This is a genomic window from Pilimelia anulata, assembly GCF_014647895.1.
Classification (GTDB): Bacteria; Actinomycetota; Actinomycetes; order Mycobacteriales; family Micromonosporaceae; genus Pilimelia; species Pilimelia anulata.
On the sequence record NZ_BMQB01000003.1, the window covers coordinates 468,515 to 484,011 of the forward strand.

Here is a 15,497-nt window from a genome sequence, read left to right on the forward strand (position 1 = left end):
GTGGGTCACCGTCCTTTCAGGCCGGGAATCGGGATGGCGCGTGTGACCGCGACGCGGACGATTGCGCCCACAACGGTCCGGCCGCCGGCGGACGGGCTCCGTACCAGCCGCGCGACCTGGCGGGGGATCTTGACGGTGGCCCACAGCAGCACCACCACGATCAGCAGATTGACCACGGCGGCGCCGTCGCCGGGTAGGCCGAGGTGGGGCAGCAGGACCTGCGGGTCTGTGAGCATCCACATCGCCGCCTGCAGCACGAACGCCTGCAGCACCGGTACCGCCAGGCAGCCGCCGAACCCGCGCCACCACAGCTTGGCCAGCGGGTCGGTCTGCGGCAGGGCGTGCATGGCCAGGGCGATCGGCGCGAACGCCGCCAGCACGAGCAGCGCGCACAGCCGGGCCAGGGCCTGGAACACCGCGATGCCCGCCAGGACGACGACCAGGACGCCGATGAGTACCAGCAGCAGCGCCGCGGCCTGGTCGCCGCTGAGCGCGCCGCGCAGGTGCCGGCGCATCGCCGCGACCGCGCTCTCGGTGCCGGGCCGGTCGGCGAAGGCGAAGGTCAGGGCGTTGGCCAGGTTGATCGCCATGCTGCAGATCAGCGGGGAGAAGTGCGCGGCGATGAACCCGACGACCATCCGCGGCGCGAGGTCCTTGGCCTCGTAGCGGGCGCGCTCGCTGCCGCCGGCGCACATCACCAGCACGCCGGCGGCCAGGAACACGAGCACGAAGATGGTGTCGACGACCCACACCGACCGGCCGGTCAGCGCCTTGATCTGCGGCAGCGCGGTGACGTCCGGGATGACCAGCAGAACCTTGGTCAGGATCCCGACGATGGTGTCGAAGGCGACCACGAGCCGCTCGGCCAGCCATTCGAGGATGCCGTTGAGCAGGTAGGCGACGGCGGTGGGGCCCAGCATCACTGGGCTCCGACGATGCCCTTGACCACGCCCAGCAGCACCGGGGCCAGCACGGCGAGGCCGTAGCCGATCAGGGCGTTGCGCAGCGCCGACTTGGCCCGCTCGACGGCGGCGGGGTCACCGCCGGCGGTGGCCCAGTACACCCCGGCCAGGACCAGGTACAGGGTGGCGATCGCCGCGAGGATGCCGAGCAGCCAGCCCTGCAGGTTCCCGATCACCTGGTTCAGCGTCGGCGGCGGTGCGGCGAGCAGCGGGTTGTTCGTGGTGACGGGGTCGGCGTAGGCGGCGGCCGGCACCGACAGCATCACCGCCACGGTGGTTGCGTGGACAGCGACCGCGCGGACGCGGCGGCTGTGGATGAGCCTGTGGATAACAGTGCGCATGACAAGCACCTCCCGCCCCGGCCGCGGCGCGGCGGGGCACGTTGGAATCGGGGAAGGCCGCCGGGGGCGCCGTGCGTCGGGGGTGCATCCATCGCTGGGGTCCGGGAAGGAACTCGTCCTCCCCTCACGGGTGTGCGTTGGGCGATGAGGTGTCAGCGCATCGTGTGGCGCGGCACCCGGGCCCTGCGGCGATCGAGCGGCAGTCCGACGCCGGCGCGAACCCCCGGCGGCCGTGCAAGGGCCGAACGGCGCGGTCCGGGCTGTTGCCCGGGGCGAGGCGGCCTTGCGTCTACCAATCCGCGTTTGTCATCGCCAGCGAACGTCCCCCCGCGATGACAGCCGATGACAACCCGCTTGTAATCGCGGGACACAGTGGATTAATCGGGCACTGTCATCGCTGTAAACGGCGGAGCAACCACCACAAACCAGGTGACAGTCGATCCGGCGTGGCTGCCGCGTCGCACCCGCTTGCGGTCGACCGCTGGGCGTGCGCACACGGGAGCGGGCGCACGTGCAAGCGGCCCCGGCGGGATCGCCGGGGCCGCTGAGGAAGGGGATCTGGTCAGGCGACTCCTGCCGTGGGTGTGGGCTGGCGGACCAGCCGGCCGATGCGCGCCGCGGTCGCCGCGGCGGCGGTGTGCTTGCGCCGCAGGACCGCGCGGCCGGTCGCGGCGGCGGCCAGCCGCGCCCGCTCGACCGCGCCGACGCCGTCGGCCAGCGCCCCGGAGCGCAGGGCGGCGTGCAGGGCCCGGTCGGCCCGGCCGAGTCGCATCCGCAGTGCGTCCACGGTGACGCCGAGGCGGGCGGCGTGCGGCTCCGGGGCCTTGTGCCCGAGGCGGATGTCGATCCACGCCTCGGCGTCGTCGGCGTCGATCACGCCGAGCTGCACCGCGCGCAGCACCAGCAGGTCGGGGTGGGCGACCATCGGCCGCGGGGTGCGGGAGGCGGGGACGGCGTGTTCGATGTCGTCGAGCGGCTCGACGTCCAGGTCGCGGGTCAGCAGCCGCCACGCGGCCCGCCAGGCCGCCATCCGCAGCCGGGGCAGCAGTCCGGCCTGTTCGCGGTCCAGGCGGTCCCTGAGGGCCTCCAGGAACCCGGTCAGCAGTTCGGCGTCGATATCGGCGGGGTCGGCGTCGGTGAACCGGCCGCGCAGCTCCCGCGACATCGCGGCCAGCGCTGGGATGGCCATGCCGACGGCGGCGACGACCCAGGCGGGTCCGTCGAGCCGGGCGGCGAGGATCAGCTGCCGCCACACCTCGTCGGAGGCGGCGTGGTCGCCGGGGTGGGCGAGCAGCCACTGCCGCACCGCCGGCAGCGGCACCTGCCCCGCCTGCAGGCCGTCGGCCTGCAGGGCGGTGCAGTCCAGGGCCAGCGGCGCCGGCTCGGTGCACAGCAGGTCGAAGGCCGTCTCGGCGGCGGCCAGCGACGACCCGGCCACCCACCCCGAGCCCGAGACGGGGCGCGCGGTCGTGGTTGAAGCGGTCGGGGCGACGGTGGTGGTGGTCATCAGGGGTGCTCCCTCGAGTCCTGCCGCGGCCCGGGTTGGCTGCGGCGAGGCCCCGATTCGGCCACTGGCCGATGCCAAGCCAATGACAGCGCTGGCCAGCCCGGCTTTCCGGCCCGTTGAGCGGCCCGGACCGGTTGGTGGTGCCGCACCGATTCCAGCGATGACAGACCAGCGCCCACCGCGGCCGTTGTCACACTCGGCTGCGCGGGCGGGTGGTCGGGGTTGTCATCGGCGCATGTCCGAGACGCGAGGTTCGCGCCCGGGTTTGTCATCGCCGCCGCCGATGACAGACCCGGCTGTCATCGCGAGCGGACCGGTGGCGGGCGATGACAGTGTCCGGCGGGCGGCGGCGGCCGACTGTCATCGGCTGCGGGTGGCGTTGTCATCGGGTTGTCATCGAGGGGGGACGTTCGCTGGCGATGACAAACGCGGATTGGTAGGCGTCAGCGCATCACGGCGCGGCGTGGAGCTCCACACCGCATGCCAAGCACGCCTTCCAAGAATTCGTCCCGCACTCCCGACACCGTCGACCAGGTGGCCGGCGAGCCGCCGGTCCCGATCAGCCTCTGGCGCACCGCCCGCACGGCCGACGACGCCCCCGACCTGATCGGTGTCCGTCTCGCGGCGGCGATCATCACCTCGTACGCCAACGTCGGTGACACCGTCGCCGACCACACCACCAGCCCGACCATCGCCTCGGCCTGCGCCGGCTCCGGCCGGCGGCACACCACCGACCCCGACCCGGGTGAGGCGGCGCTCGTCGTCGCTGATCGACCGGAGACCACCGCCGCAGCGGCGGTGCTGCTCGGTGAGGTGTCGGTGGCGCTGCGGCCGGGCGGCTGCCTGATCCTGGTCGACCCGGCAGACGCCGGACCGGTCGACCTGCGACCGATGCATGCCGCCGCGGCGGCGGTGGGGCTGGCTTACTTCCAGCACATCGTCGCCGTCGCCGCGCAGGCCGACGGCGACCGATTCGTCTACTACCCCACCCCGGCCGAGCTCGAAGCGGCGGCGGAACCGGCTGGATCCGGGCACGTGCGGGTGCACCGCGATCTGCGGGTGTACCTGCGCCGGGCAGGTGACGCCGATGCCTAGCCCCCGAAAGAAGAAGGAGGAGAAGCCGGCGCAGCCGGTCGACCCGGCCCGGCTGTCGGTCTGGACCACGGCGCAGAAGACACAGCCGGTGCAGCGGCGCGGCAGGTACGTGCCGGAGCAGAAGGCACACCCGGCCCGCATGTATCCGGCGACGGCGGCGCACGCGATCGCCGCGTTCACCGTCGCCGGAGACCTGGTCATGGATCCCATGGCCGGGATCGGCACCACGCTGGTCGAGGCGATGCATCTCGGCCGCGACGCGATCGGGATCGAGTACGAGTCCCGATGGGCCGACATCGCCGACGCCAACGTCCAACTCGCCCTCACCCAAGGAGCGCCAGGCCGCGGGTCGATCATCCGCGGCGATTCCACCGCGCTGACACGGCTGCTGCCGGCGGTCCTGCACGGGCGGGTCGCGCTCGTGGTCACCAGCCCGCCGTACGGGTCGACCGTGCACGGCCTGGTTGACCCGGGTGAGGCGGGGATCAGCAAGGAGCACTACCGGTACGGCGACGACAAGGGCAACCTCGCCTACCGGTCCACCGAGGCGCTGATCGACGGGTTCACCCAGATCCTGGACGGCTGCCGTCAGGTCCTGCGCCCCGGCGGCATCGTCGTGGTCACGGTCCGACCGTTCCGTGCCAAGGGACGGCTGATCGACCTGCCCTCGGCGGTCGTCAGCGCCGGCCGCACCGCCGGGCTCGTACCCGTGGCGTGGCTACCCGCCTCGCTCGGCGCGGTCCGGGACGGGCGGATCATCGCCCGGCCGAGCTTCTTCCAACTCGGTCACGTCCGCAAGCAGCGGGCAGCCGGCGTGCCGATGCACCTCATCGCGCACGAGGACGTGGTCCTGCTCCGGGCTCCCGCCGGCCCGCCGGGCGTGGGCGCATGACCGCCGTCGACAGGCGCACACGCACTGCCGCCCCGGCGTCCGCGCCGGGGCGGCCCGCGCTGCGGGTCCTGTCGCTGGGCGCCGGGGTGCAGTCCTCGGCGCTGCTCGTGGCCGCCTGCCACGGGCTGGTCGAACGGTTCGACGTGGCCGTGTTCGCCGACACCGGCTGGGAACCGGTCGCCGTGTACGCGCACCTGCTCAGGTTGGAGCGGTACGCCGCCGCCCACCGCATCCGGGTCGTTCGCGTCGGGGCGGGCAACATCCGCCTCGACGCCCTCGACCCGGCCCACCGGTTCGCCTCCATGCCGCTATTCACCCTGTCCCCGGACGGCAAGCCGGGGATGGCGCGGCGGCAGTGCTGAGTTAACTGCACCGGTCCGGTCTCGTTGATCGGAATGGTCGCCGCTTCACCAAGGAGTCTTATGGATCTTCGCAGTCAACTCATGGAGGGTCAGGTTGCTCTTCCGGCTCTCGGCATGGTCGTAGCGAGCGGCCAGGCGCACCCCCCGTTTGTCGTCCTTGATCAAGCCGGGCGGGACTTGGCTCCGGTCACGGGCTATCTGTGTGATCTGGCTGTTGGGGATTGCAGCCCGTTGACGTGTCGCAGCTACGGGTTCGGGTTGCTGCGTTGGTTTCGGCTGCTCTGGGCACTCGATGTCGGTTGGGAACGGGCGACGGAGGGCGAGGTGGCGGTGCTGACCGGGTGGATGCGAGCCGCCGCCAACCGGCAGCGGGACCGCACGATCGGCTCGCCGGCGGCAGGCGCGGTCAATCTGCGCACGGGAAAGGTGAGCCTGCAGACCGGGTATGCGCCGCGGACGATAAATCACGCGTTGAGCGTGATCAGCGGCTTCTACGGCTACCACGCTCACTGCGGTGAGGGGCCGGTCCGGAACCCGGTCCCGGTCGCCGGGCGGCGGCGGCGGGCGGTCGTGCACCGCAGCCCGTTAGAGGGGGCCCGGTTGCATGGCCGGGCCAGGCTGCGCCAGCGGGTGCCGAAGCCGCCGCCGCGGTCGATCCCGGATGCGATGTTCGACGAGCTGTTCGCGGCGATGACCTGTGACCGGGACCGGGCGCTGATGGAGTTCTTCGTCTCCAGCGGCGCGCGGGCCGCGGAGCTGCTCGGCGTCACCGTCGAGGACATCGACTGGGCCGGGCAGCGGATCTGGGTGGTGTCGAAGGGCAGCCGGTCACGTGAGGCCGTGCCGGCATCACCGCGAGCGTTCATCTATCTGGCGCGGTACTTCGAGATCGACGGCATGCCCCAGCCGAGCGAGAGCGTGTGGCGGACCCGGCGGGGGACGCCAGGCCCGCTGCGGTACTCGGCGTTGCGGCGGATCCTGCAGCGGGCCAACCAGCGGCTGGCGACGAATTGGACGTTGCACGACCTGCGGCACACGGCGGCGTCCCGGATGGCCAACGGCGGCACGCTGACCCTGGCGGAGGTGCAGTCGATCATGCGGCACGCCGACATCCGTACGACCGGCCGTTACCTGAGCACCCGGGTCGAGGAGCTGTTCGACAAGCTGGCCGAGCATTACGCCCGGCCCCGCGTCACCGCGACGTACAGCCCCGGCTACGACCCGTACGACGTCAAGGCGGTGTTCGGTGCCTAGGACCATGGTCAGCAGCGCCCACAGCCGTCGCCACAACCGGCACGGACCGGTCTTGGACGAGCTGGGCTTCGCCAGCCGATTCGTCTCCGGCGGGATGCGACCTGTCGCCGCGGTCACGCAGATGCCGCCGCGCCCGCTCGGTGACCTCGACCGCGTCAGCGCCGCCGATCTGTCCGATCTCGCCGGGTCGTTCGGGGAGGGCCTGCCAGGTACTCGGAACCAGCGCCGCGCCGCGACCCGGCAGTTATTGGACTACCTGGCCACATTCCCGGGCCAGACCTGGCAGCAGCGATGGGACGCCAGTCCGCTGGGCGCGGGCCAGCACGCGGCCGCGGCGCCGATCGGCGCGCGGCAGCTGTTCTGCCTGCGCGCGATTCGCCCGACGCTGCTGGCCTTCCGGAGCCAGCGGTTCGTCACCTTCAACGAGCAGTTCGTCGCCGCGCAGAGTGATCAGCTCCTGGACGCGTTCGTTGCGCACGCCATGGCCCAGCCGATTCCGGTGACCCACCGCCGCGACGCGATCAGCGACCTGTGCTGCCTGCTCACCGTCCAGGGCGTCGCTCTCACCGACGTGAGGCCGCCGGGTCTGCTGCACTTCGCCCACGCCAACCGCGCCGTCTTGGCCCAGATGAAGCCCGGGAACAAGGCCGCCAACCGGTTCATCGCCCGCGGAACCTGGAACGTGCTCCACGCCATGGGTTACTTCCCGCCCAGCACGCCACAAACCATGCGGGAGGCGATGCACCGCGGCCAGCAAAGCGTCACCGAACTCGTCGACCGCTACCCGATCCGCAGCCAGGCCGTACGGCAACTGCTCATCGACTACGCCTCTCGACGCCGAGCGGACACCGACTACGCCACCTTGACCAACCTGATCCTGAATCTGGTGCACCACTTCTGGTGCAAGATTGAGGCCCTCGCCCCAGGTCAGGCCGATCTGCGCATCGACCCGGACGTCTACGCCGCCTGGCGCGAACAGATCGCCCTCCGCGACGACGGCACACGCCGGGCCACCACGGACACCATCGTCATCGGGGTGCGCAGCTTCTACCTGGACCTGCACACCTGGGCCGCCGAAGAACCCGAACGCTGGGCCGCCTGGGTCGCACCCAGCCCGGTCTCACCCACAGACATCCGTGGGCTGGGGGCCCGGCGGCGCCGCATCATTGAACGCTCCGCCGGGCGGACCCGGGTGCGTCAGCCCCTCCTACCGACGCTGATCGCCCACGTCGAGGCCCGCCACGATCGAGCCACCCGCCTGTTTGCCGAGGCCAGCGCCGCGATCGATGGCCAGAGTTTCTGCCTGGACAGCCGGCCCTACCAGCGCGTGATTCCCGAACACGACCGCAAGCACGCCAAGGCCGGCCACCTCGCCGCCGTCCGGGTCATGGACCTCACCACCGGCAGCATGCTGAACGCCGCATTCGAGGAAGAAGAAGCGTTCTGGGACTGGGCCGTCGTGGAGACCCTGCGTCACTCCGGCGTCCGGATCGAGGAACTCTGCGAACCGAGCCACCTGAGCATCCGCCAATACCAGCGCGCCAACGGAGAAGTGATCGCTCTGCTGGTCATCACGCCGTCGAAGACCGACCGTGAACGAGTCATCCCCATGTCAGCCGACCTGTTCCACGTCATTGCCTCGATCATCCGCCGACACACCCGAGACGGCCGCACCATCCCACTGGTTCGCCGCTTCGACCCGCACGACAAGGTCTGGAGCGCGCCGCTGCCCTACCTATTCCAACGACTCAAGGGCGCCACCCCGGCCGTCATCGCCGCCGGCACGATCCTGCTACGGCTACGCCGTGTCTGCGCCGCGATTGCCACCGCCAATCCCGCGTTCAAGGATCTGCGGATCACCCCGCACGACTTCCGGCGGATCTTCGCCACCGACCTCGTCAACAGCGGCCTGCCCATCCACATCGGCGCGGCGCTGCTAGGCCATCTCAACATCCAAACCACCCGCGGCTACGTCGCCGTCTTCGACGAGGATGTCGTCCGCCACTTCCAAGCCCACCTCCAGCAACGCCGCCACACCCGACCCGACGACGAGTACGCCCCAGTCGCCGACACCGAGTGGGCCGAGTTCGAAGAGCACTTCGACAAACGCAAAGTCGAACTCGGCTCCTGCGCCCGCCCCTACGGCACCGGCTGCCAACATGAACATGCCTGCATACGCTGCCCGATGCTCAACATCAACCCAAAGATGATCGACCGGCTCAACGACATCGAAGGCGACCTGCTCGTCCGCCGCTCCCGCGCTGAGACGGAGAACTGGCTCGGCGAGATCGAGGGTATCGACCTGACACTGACCTACCTGAGATCCAAGCGCGACCAAGCCGAGCGCCAGAACCGCCGACGACCCGTTCATCTGGGTCTCCCGCAGCGCCGACCGAGTAAGACCTGACCGTTCCCGGACCTGCATGTCGCAGACAAGCGAGTCAGGCAGGACTGGATGAACTCACGCGCTGGCGGAAGCACCGTCGCTCGGGTCGCCGGCCACCGGTGCAGCTGGCGAATCGGGCGCTGTCTCCCGGCCAGCGGAGTCCTCCGGACTGGACTGCTCGGCCTGGGCGTCTTCCGGACTGGACTGCTCGGCCTGGGCGTCTTCCGGACTGGACTGCTCGGCCTGGGCGTCTTCCGGACTGGACTGCTCGGCCTGGGCGTCTTCCGGACTGGACTGCTCGGCCTGGGTGCTGATGCCGAGGACAAGGCTGAGGAGGTCTAACACCTCAGCGGGCTCATCAGTCCGTCCGGTGTCGCTATCGCTCTCGGTCGCCCCCGATCCAGGACTGTCGGTAGCTGGGACGAACCTGGATTCCCAACAGAGCAGCTGTTGGTTGCCGGGAAGCTCCTCGACTGCTCTAGCGGCATATGCGGCCGCTTCGTCGACACGACGATCGGTCCATACCTTCTCGGCCACGAACGCCTGTAGTGCCGCATCGAACGCGGCAGGGATTGGTTGAGCGCCGCGGCGTTGCCGGTCGGCGGCTCGCTGGGTGGCGAGCGACTCCCACTGCTCCGTCGACCAGTCGGGGATTTGGTTGAGAAGTAGGCTGACCACGAAGGCGGTCATCGACGGTGCCTCAAGAACGTGCCGATGCCTACCCAGGAACGCTTCGGCGCCTGGCCGGTGGTGGGTCTGATCGAGGAACTGGTGCCACAAGGCGTAGATCGCAACCATGATGGTCTTGGGATCGCTGCCGGCCGTGCCTGGGACTAACGCCTCGATCCTCGCAAGTACTTTGCGCATGTCGGCAGCCGATTTCTCGCGCTTCGCGAGCGTTTCCACGATGTTCTCGATGAAGCCTCGAAAGTAGTTGGCGGCGGACTTGTGGTCGAAACCAGCGTCATTGTGGATCCAGTACTGCGGTGCGAGCTGTATCCGGACGATCCCGGGAAGGTTCGCCCGCCAGTCGAAGGAGGTGTCCACACCGGTCGGGGCACCGTTGATATACGCCCGGATCACATGTCTGGCAAGGCGTGCCAGACCCTCAAGGCTGAGCATCGTGCCTAGATCACTGTGTGACACGGTGTCAGCTCGATCGTTGAGCACCCACGCTTCCGGCGGCATGTCCCACAAGGTGTGGACGTTCCGAGAGCGGATGTCGTAGGCGAGCTTCACCGCTCGCTCCAAGTCAGGTCTACGAATCGGTCGTAGTGCGTCGGCGGCTTCGTGGCGAAAGTATGCTGGGGAGACCCGGTTCAATACGAACTGGGTGAACCGGGACTTGAGACCAAGGTGTTCTGCCGCCATCACGGCATTACGCACCCGACCAGACCGCTCGGGCTCCGCCCCTTCCAGAGCGGCGTCGATGAGCTTGCGTTTCGCTCCGTCGAGTTGCGACCACGACGGTGCAGGAACGGGCTCGTCCTTCGCTAGCGACTCAAGCGCCGCGACGAGGTCTGTGTAGGCCGTCGTGGGGTCCTCCACTACCCGTTGGCGGGCTCGGACGACGCGCCTGATGGCCTTCATGGCCGCCTCGAAGTGAGGTCGCTGGAGCGCAAGTAGCTGTGACATGAGGGCACGAACGTCGTCGAGTTCGTCCTCTTTGACAACGATCCTCGGGTCAAAGGTGCCACGGAACAGGTTCGACGGCGCGGATCGACGGCGGTTGTCCAACTGGTCGGGCACGAGCCGGTGCACAAGGTCGTGGTCGCGACTGAACGTTGCGTTCAGGGCGAACGAGAGGACGAAAGCCAAGTCGTCGACGAGGTCTTGTCCATCGGTCGCAATCAGAATCTCCTGCTGGCCATCTGGGCGGACAGCCTCCATGTGGTCGGTGATCGATACTGTGACCGTAGAGATGGGGGCCGTGCCGGTAGAAGGCGCCAGCTCGCCGACCGGCAGCGAGATTGGGCCGTAGTCAGGGTAGTCCCGGAGGAAGCTGCGATTGGTGTACAAGACAGTGCGATGCACAGTGGAGTTCAGCGGAACACCATGGCGAAAGTAGACCTTGTTCGCAATCTGGAGCATCGAGCATCCCCTCTTCAAGCTGAAACGTTCACGTGCGGAAGCCGCTAGCTCACCGCACGGTGCTTGGCACGGTAGTCCGCTGTCGGCTTGCGCAGGCTAGACTCGTTCAGTGAAGCAGTGCAGCGAGGTCTACCTGCATTCCAGCGGCCTGCAGTTCACGCGCGACGGCGTTCCGCCAGGCTCCTCCGGCATCAAGCGGAACATACAGAACGCCGAGGATGTCGCTCGGCAGCTCGACGCCAGGCTCGTGCAGGATTACGACTCGTTCGCGGCCGAGCTTTGCCAGGAAGAAGCCCAGTTCTAGTACTACGTTTTGCCTGGCGCGCCGCTGAGGAGGCCTTCCGACGGCGCCACCCTCATCGTCACCAGTAAGAAGGACGATGGCGCTACCGACATTGTTCGCGTGCGCCTCGAACTTCTCGATGATCGTGCGTCCGCGGTCCGCCTGCTCATGCAAAATGACAGGCTCACGTCCCAACAGCTTCGACAGAAACCTTGCAACGGCAACCTTTGTCTCGCCATCGTGGCCATGGACGATGAAGACGTCCGTGCCGAGGGACGCCACAGGCGCGGGGACAGTAAGCGTCGCATCCGGATGTTGGCTGAACAACGGCAGGCGTTCCTGAAGCGACCGCAATCGGCGCATCTTCCCTGCGATGTCATCACAGAGTTCTTTCCACCGAACCGGGAGCGGATCCGGTGCGCCGCCGATGAAACCGATGCCAAGCCCGCGGGAGTACTCGTCGGCCGGCTCGGTGATATCGAAGGATCTACGCAGGAGCGCCTCGTTGTACTCCGTCCAGGTGTAGTACTCCTGGCGGCGCTCCCGCAGGGCGCTCTCGTCACCGGTTGGCCCGTCTACTAGCTCCTGCCCTCGCGCGAGGCGTTCGTCAACTTCTTGACGGAGCTGGTCAGCGGGGACCATCAGCCGCGGCGGTCCAGCTGGCGGCTGGGGCGTAGTCCGTCGAGATCGGTTGGCCACGGCCAGATTGTGTCACAGCGAGTTACATGTGCCGGCACAGGCCACGGCACAGTGTGGGCTGCTTCTGGGAACGACCAGCAGAGTTGGGTTTGTCCCGAGAGGCGGGCCGCGTCAACGGATGGGGCCCCTGGCCATCCGGCGCACTGGCACGCCACTCTGCAAGGCTTCCGGCATCAAAGCGACGTCGGTGTGTCGCCTTGCTTAGTGCAGAGAAGCACTGGCGAGTACAAGATCAAACCGATCAAGGCGGAGGTGCGTCGGCGGCTGGGGTATCCACACCCGCGGCGGGTGCCGGCCGGGGTGTTCGCCGAGATGGTGATCGGGATCAGCGTCGACGAGATCGGCCGCGCCCGGCCCGCCGACGTGCGCTACATGCGCAACGTGTTCCCGCTGCTCGATCTCGGCTGGCGGCGGCAGGACTGCCTGGAGTTCCTCACCGGTCACGGGCTGGGGGACACCCCGCGGTCGTCGTGTGTGGGATGCCCGTTCCACACCGACGACTTCTGGGCCGACCTCAAGGTCAACCACCCAGCGGAGTGGGCGGACGCGGTCGCGTTCGACCACGCCATCCGCGACGGGTCGGCCCGGGCGAACGCGGCCGGGCAGCCGCTACGCGGCCGGTTCTTCCTGCACCGCCAGCGGGTGCCGCTGGACCAGGTCGTCCTCCGCCCCCGCACCGGCGGCACGGCGGCCGAGTCCCTCGGCTGCGGCCCCTGGACCTGCCCCCACGCCACCGACCAGTAACCCCATCGGCCCCGCCGGCGCCGCACCGCGCCTGCCGGCGGGGCCCCGCTCTGTTCCCGCACCGAGGAGGTTGCCCATGTCCACCCCGACGCCCGCTACGACCCGCCGGCGACGGTGGTGGCACCGCCGGCCCCGCGCCGACGCCACCACCGCGCTCCCCACCCAACTGCTGCGTCACCTCGGCGCCGACGCACCCGACAACCCCTTGGCGCTCGCCGACGAGGTCGGCTCGATTCACCGCGCTGGCCGCAACCCGCTGCCCTCCGGCCGCCGCCACCGCGGCCAACCTCTGCAGGGCGTGACGGCCGGGGTCGACCTGACCGCGGCGTCCCGCCGGCACTTCACCTGACCTGATCCCGCGTAGTCCCATCCCCTTGCAGCCGGCCCGCACCGCACGGTGCGGGCCGGCTGCTGTCGTCAAGGAGCACTCATGGCAGCCAAGGACACCGACCCCGCCGGCTACACCGGCAGCCACCGCAAGGCCAGCCGCTGGCACCTGCGCCGCACCACCACCGAACCGGCGCCGCCGGAGCGGCCGGCCAAGCCGGCGTCCGCGCGGCTCACCACCAGGTGGACCGCACAGGACATCCGCGCGCTCGGCGTCACCACCGACCTGCAGACCGCAGCGTCGATCCTCGGCCTACAGCCGATGTCGGCGTACCCGATCAACGCCCGCGGCGCGTTCCCCGTGCCGGTGGTCCGGGTCGGCGGCCGATACCGAGTGCCGGTCGCCCCGATCTTGGACCTGCTCGGCCTGGCCCGCTGGCCGGCCCAGTCCTGACCGCCTCAGCCGCCGGCGCCGCCCCATCCCCGCATTCCGCGGAGCCCGGGCGACGCCGGCGGCTTCCCATCACTCCTGCGCCCGACCGCCGGCAGCTGCGCTGACGGCGTGCGGCGGGCGCCCTGCTGCGAAGGAGCTTGGCCATGCCCGCCACGCCACCGTCCCACCGCCGCCACGCCGCTCGGGGCGCCGACCCACCGACCCATCCCTCGCCCAGCCACGAGCGCACCGATCCCGACCACCTCTCGACAATTGACCACCTGCGCATGGTGCGGTCGAACGGATGGACCGCCGAGCGGATCCGGGCGCTGGGCACCCTCGTCGACATCCCCACCGCAGGTCGGATCTTCGGTAAGGGCCGCAGCGCCGCCTACGCCGCCGCCCACACCGGCACGTTTCCCGTCCCGATCACCATCATCGGGCAACGCCGCTGGGTCACCGTCGCCTCGATCCTCGCCGTCCTCGGACTGCCCGCCGAACCGACCCCGAACCCGGTCGCCCCACCGACGACTTGATCAATCCGGCGGTCAGAGCGTGGATCAACCCCACGCGAAGTAAGAAGCACGAACTTCGCATCACCCCGCATCGACACAGGAGGAGTGTGCCCATGGCCGCGCCCGACCGTTCCATCGCCAAGCGCTGCACCTGCCGGGACGCCAACGGCAAGTCCATCGGCGCCACCTGCCCGAAACTGCACCGAGGATCTGACAAGAACTGGAGCCCGCACCACGGCACATGGACGGTGCAGGTGGAACTCCCACCCACCGCTGCCGGCACCCGCCGGCAGTTCCGCCGCTCCGGCTACAGCCTGCGCGAGGAAGCCGTCGCGGCCCGCGATGCCGTGCGTGAGCTGCTCGGTCTCGCCGGCGACGACCCGGACACCAAGCGGGCCGTCGGGGACCTGCTTCAGGGCCTCAAGCAACGCGAGCCGCTGCCGGACCGCGACACCGTGGCCCGCCGGATCCGGGCCGGTGTCGCCGTCCACGCCGAGGCCACCACCGGCGACTACCTCGTCGAGTGGCTCACCAGCCGCCGTCGGAAGCTCTCGCCGAAGACCTACCGCAACTACGACGACCACATCCGCCTCTACTTCACCCCCGCGATCGGCGAGCTGCCGCTGCAGAAGCTGCGCACCCACCACCTCATATCTATCTTCGACGCCATCGACGACCGCAACGCCGAGATCCTCGAAGCTCGGGAGAGCGCCGACCCGAAGGTCCGGGCCAGCATCAAGGGGCAGCGGATCGTCGGGCCGGCCAGCCAGCAGCGCATCAAGGCAACGATCCGTAAGGCACTCAACGACGCCATCCGGATCCACCGGCTCCTCGAGTACAACCCGGCGGTCAACGTCGAGCTGACCTCCGGCGCCTCGCCCAAGCCGCGGCTGTGGACCAAGGCGGCCGTTGCCAAGTGGGAGCGCACCGGAGTGCGGCCGTCACCGGTCATGGTCTGGACCGCCGAGCACTTCGGCACCTTCCTCGACTACGCCGAGGCCGCCTACCCCGACCTGGCCCCCGTCTACGAGGTCATGGGGCACCGCGGCTTGCGGCGCGGGGAGGCGTGTGGGCTGCCTGACGACAACGTCGACCTCGTCCACGGTCAACTCGGCGTCGAACAGCAGATCACCAGCGTCGGCTACGTACCGATAACCAAGACGGTCAAGACCCGCGCGGGCGCCCGCCAGGTCGCCCTCGGCGACGACACCACCTGCAGCCTGCGCAGGTACAAGACGCGCCGTTCCCAGCGGCAGCTCGCGGCCGGGGCCAAGTGGGTGATGAGTGGGCTGTTCTTCGTCCGACCCGACGGCTCGGCCTGGCACCCCGAGCAGCTCTCCCGCATCTTCTACAAGATCGTGGCTGCCGCGGGGCTGCCGCCGGTGCGGTTGCACGACCTGCGGCACCTCGCCGCGACACTGATGCTGGCCACCGGAGCCACCCTCAAAGAGATTCAGGAAACCCTTGGCCACGCCAACTACCGGATCACCGCCGACCTCTACACCTCCGTGCTCGAAGAACTCCAGAAGGAAACCGCCAACAAGGTCACCAAGCTCGTACCCCGCTCGCGGCCGAAGGCCGCCTAACCCATTGACGGGGTGTCCGA

The 15,497-nt window shown here is 69.6% G+C and carries 15 protein-coding genes; 10 read left to right on the plus strand and 5 right to left on the minus strand.

Features of this window, described 5'->3' with window-relative positions; translation table 11 throughout:
• Positions 1 to 5: 5 nt before the first annotated feature.
• The 3 genes from IEY94_RS09830 to IEY94_RS09840 all read right to left on the minus strand — a co-directional run bounded on the left by IEY94_RS09830 (position 6) and on the right by IEY94_RS09840 (position 2,810).
• On the minus strand, positions 6 to 920 hold the full coding sequence (locus IEY94_RS09830) for a TrbL/VirB6 family protein (protein WP_189169762.1): 915 nt from the start codon (positions 918 to 920) through the stop codon (positions 6 to 8).
• On the minus strand, positions 920 to 1,303 hold the full coding sequence (locus IEY94_RS09835) for a pilin (RefSeq protein ID WP_373291249.1): 384 nt from the start codon (positions 1,301 to 1,303) through the stop codon (positions 920 to 922). The genes IEY94_RS09830 and IEY94_RS09835 overlap by 1 nt, the downstream gene beginning before the upstream one ends.
• Before the next feature lie 562 nt (positions 1,304 to 1,865).
• Positions 1,866 to 2,810: a hypothetical protein gene (locus IEY94_RS09840; protein WP_189169763.1), complete on the minus strand. Its 945-nt coding sequence runs from the start codon at positions 2,808 to 2,810 to the stop codon at positions 1,866 to 1,868.
• Between the two features lie 480 nt (positions 2,811 to 3,290).
• Between IEY94_RS09840 and IEY94_RS09845 the strand changes: the two genes are divergently transcribed.
• Genes IEY94_RS09845 through IEY94_RS09865 form a run of 5 tightly spaced genes read left to right on the plus strand, consistent with a single transcriptional unit; the run spans position 3,291 to position 8,820 of the window.
• Positions 3,291 to 3,905 (plus strand): hypothetical protein, encoded by a 615-nt coding sequence (locus IEY94_RS09845; RefSeq protein ID WP_189169764.1) that lies wholly within the window; start codon positions 3,291 to 3,293, stop codon positions 3,903 to 3,905.
• Positions 3,898 to 4,797 carry a DNA methyltransferase gene (locus IEY94_RS09850; RefSeq protein ID WP_189169765.1) on the plus strand — a complete coding sequence of 300 codons (900 nt, stop codon included), beginning with the start codon at positions 3,898 to 3,900 and terminating at the stop codon, positions 4,795 to 4,797. Before IEY94_RS09845 ends, IEY94_RS09850 begins: the two co-directional genes overlap by 8 nt.
• Entirely contained in the window at positions 4,794 to 5,159 is a 366-nt protein-coding gene (locus IEY94_RS09855) for a hypothetical protein (RefSeq protein ID WP_189169766.1), read from the plus strand. Before IEY94_RS09850 ends, IEY94_RS09855 begins: the two co-directional genes overlap by 4 nt.
• Positions 5,160 to 5,219: 60 nt before the next feature.
• On the plus strand, positions 5,220 to 6,413 hold the full coding sequence (locus tag IEY94_RS09860; protein WP_189169767.1) for a tyrosine-type recombinase/integrase: 1,194 nt from the start codon (positions 5,220 to 5,222) through the stop codon (positions 6,411 to 6,413).
• Between the two features lie 52 nt (positions 6,414 to 6,465).
• Entirely contained in the window at positions 6,466 to 8,820 is a 2,355-nt protein-coding gene (locus IEY94_RS09865; RefSeq protein WP_229783473.1) for a site-specific integrase, read from the plus strand.
• Between the two features lie 54 nt (positions 8,821 to 8,874).
• Here IEY94_RS09865 and IEY94_RS09870 read toward each other — a convergent pair whose 3' ends face one another.
• Complete coding sequence (locus tag IEY94_RS09870; protein WP_189169768.1) at positions 8,875 to 10,890, minus strand: ICP22 family protein; 2,016 nt, start codon at positions 10,888 to 10,890, stop codon at positions 8,875 to 8,877.
• 106 nt (positions 10,891 to 10,996) lie between these two features.
• Positions 10,997 to 11,815, minus strand: coding sequence for a TIR domain-containing protein (locus IEY94_RS09875; RefSeq protein WP_229783474.1), 819 nt, complete (start codon positions 11,813 to 11,815; stop codon positions 10,997 to 10,999).
• Positions 11,816 to 12,076: 261 nt separating this feature from the next.
• Here IEY94_RS09875 and IEY94_RS09880 point away from each other — a divergent pair, with 261 nt between their 5' ends.
• From IEY94_RS09880 to IEY94_RS09900, 5 genes are all read left to right on the plus strand, one after another.
• Positions 12,077 to 12,616, plus strand: coding sequence for a hypothetical protein (locus tag IEY94_RS09880; RefSeq protein WP_229783475.1), 540 nt, complete (start codon positions 12,077 to 12,079; stop codon positions 12,614 to 12,616).
• Between the two features lie 76 nt (positions 12,617 to 12,692).
• The gene (locus tag IEY94_RS09885) at positions 12,693 to 12,965 is read left to right on the plus strand and encodes a hypothetical protein (RefSeq protein WP_189169769.1); all 273 of its coding nucleotides are present in this window, start codon (positions 12,693 to 12,695) and stop codon (positions 12,963 to 12,965) included.
• An 81-nt stretch (positions 12,966 to 13,046) separates the two neighbouring features.
• On the plus strand, positions 13,047 to 13,397 hold the full coding sequence (locus IEY94_RS23435; RefSeq protein WP_229783476.1) for a DNA-binding protein: 351 nt from the start codon (positions 13,047 to 13,049) through the stop codon (positions 13,395 to 13,397).
• Positions 13,398 to 13,663: 266 nt separating this feature from the next.
• Positions 13,664 to 13,912, plus strand: coding sequence for a DNA-binding protein (locus IEY94_RS09895; protein ID WP_189169770.1), 249 nt, complete (start codon positions 13,664 to 13,666; stop codon positions 13,910 to 13,912).
• 92 nt (positions 13,913 to 14,004) lie between these two features.
• Positions 14,005 to 15,477: a tyrosine-type recombinase/integrase gene (locus tag IEY94_RS09900; RefSeq protein WP_189169771.1), complete on the plus strand. Its 1,473-nt coding sequence runs from the start codon at positions 14,005 to 14,007 to the stop codon at positions 15,475 to 15,477.
• Positions 15,478 to 15,497 lie beyond the last annotated feature (20 nt).

What these genes read in the sequence shown, in the direction of transcription:
- IEY94_RS09870 (WP_189169768.1), bottom strand. Translation starts at nt 10,890, where the DNA reads ATGCTCCAGATTGCGAACAAGGTCTACTTTCGCCATGGTGTTCCGCTG.
- IEY94_RS09845 (WP_189169764.1), top strand. Translation starts at nt 3,291, where the DNA reads ATGCCAAGCACGCCTTCCAAGAATTCGTCCCGCACTCCCGACACCGTC.
- IEY94_RS09830 (WP_189169762.1), bottom strand. Translation starts at nt 920, where the DNA reads ATGCTGGGCCCCACCGCCGTCGCCTACCTGCTCAACGGCATCCTCGAA.
- IEY94_RS09850 (WP_189169765.1), top strand. Translation starts at nt 3,898, where the DNA reads ATGCCTAGCCCCCGAAAGAAGAAGGAGGAGAAGCCGGCGCAGCCGGTC.
- IEY94_RS09840 (WP_189169763.1), bottom strand. Translation starts at nt 2,810, where the DNA reads ATGACCACCACCACCGTCGCCCCGACCGCTTCAACCACGACCGCGCGC.
- IEY94_RS09835 (WP_373291249.1), bottom strand. Translation starts at nt 1,303, where the DNA reads ATGCGCACTGTTATCCACAGGCTCATCCACAGCCGCCGCGTCCGCGCG.
- IEY94_RS09875 (WP_229783474.1), bottom strand. Translation starts at nt 11,815, where the DNA reads ATGGTCCCCGCTGACCAGCTCCGTCAAGAAGTTGACGAACGCCTCGCG.
- IEY94_RS23435 (WP_229783476.1), top strand. Translation starts at nt 13,047, where the DNA reads ATGGCAGCCAAGGACACCGACCCCGCCGGCTACACCGGCAGCCACCGC.
- IEY94_RS09885 (WP_189169769.1), top strand. Translation starts at nt 12,693, where the DNA reads ATGTCCACCCCGACGCCCGCTACGACCCGCCGGCGACGGTGGTGGCAC.
- IEY94_RS09855 (WP_189169766.1), top strand. Translation starts at nt 4,794, where the DNA reads ATGACCGCCGTCGACAGGCGCACACGCACTGCCGCCCCGGCGTCCGCG.
- IEY94_RS09895 (WP_189169770.1), top strand. Translation starts at nt 13,664, where the DNA reads ATGGTGCGGTCGAACGGATGGACCGCCGAGCGGATCCGGGCGCTGGGC.
- IEY94_RS09900 (WP_189169771.1), top strand. Translation starts at nt 14,005, where the DNA reads ATGGCCGCGCCCGACCGTTCCATCGCCAAGCGCTGCACCTGCCGGGAC.
- IEY94_RS09860 (WP_189169767.1), top strand. Translation starts at nt 5,220, where the DNA reads ATGGATCTTCGCAGTCAACTCATGGAGGGTCAGGTTGCTCTTCCGGCT.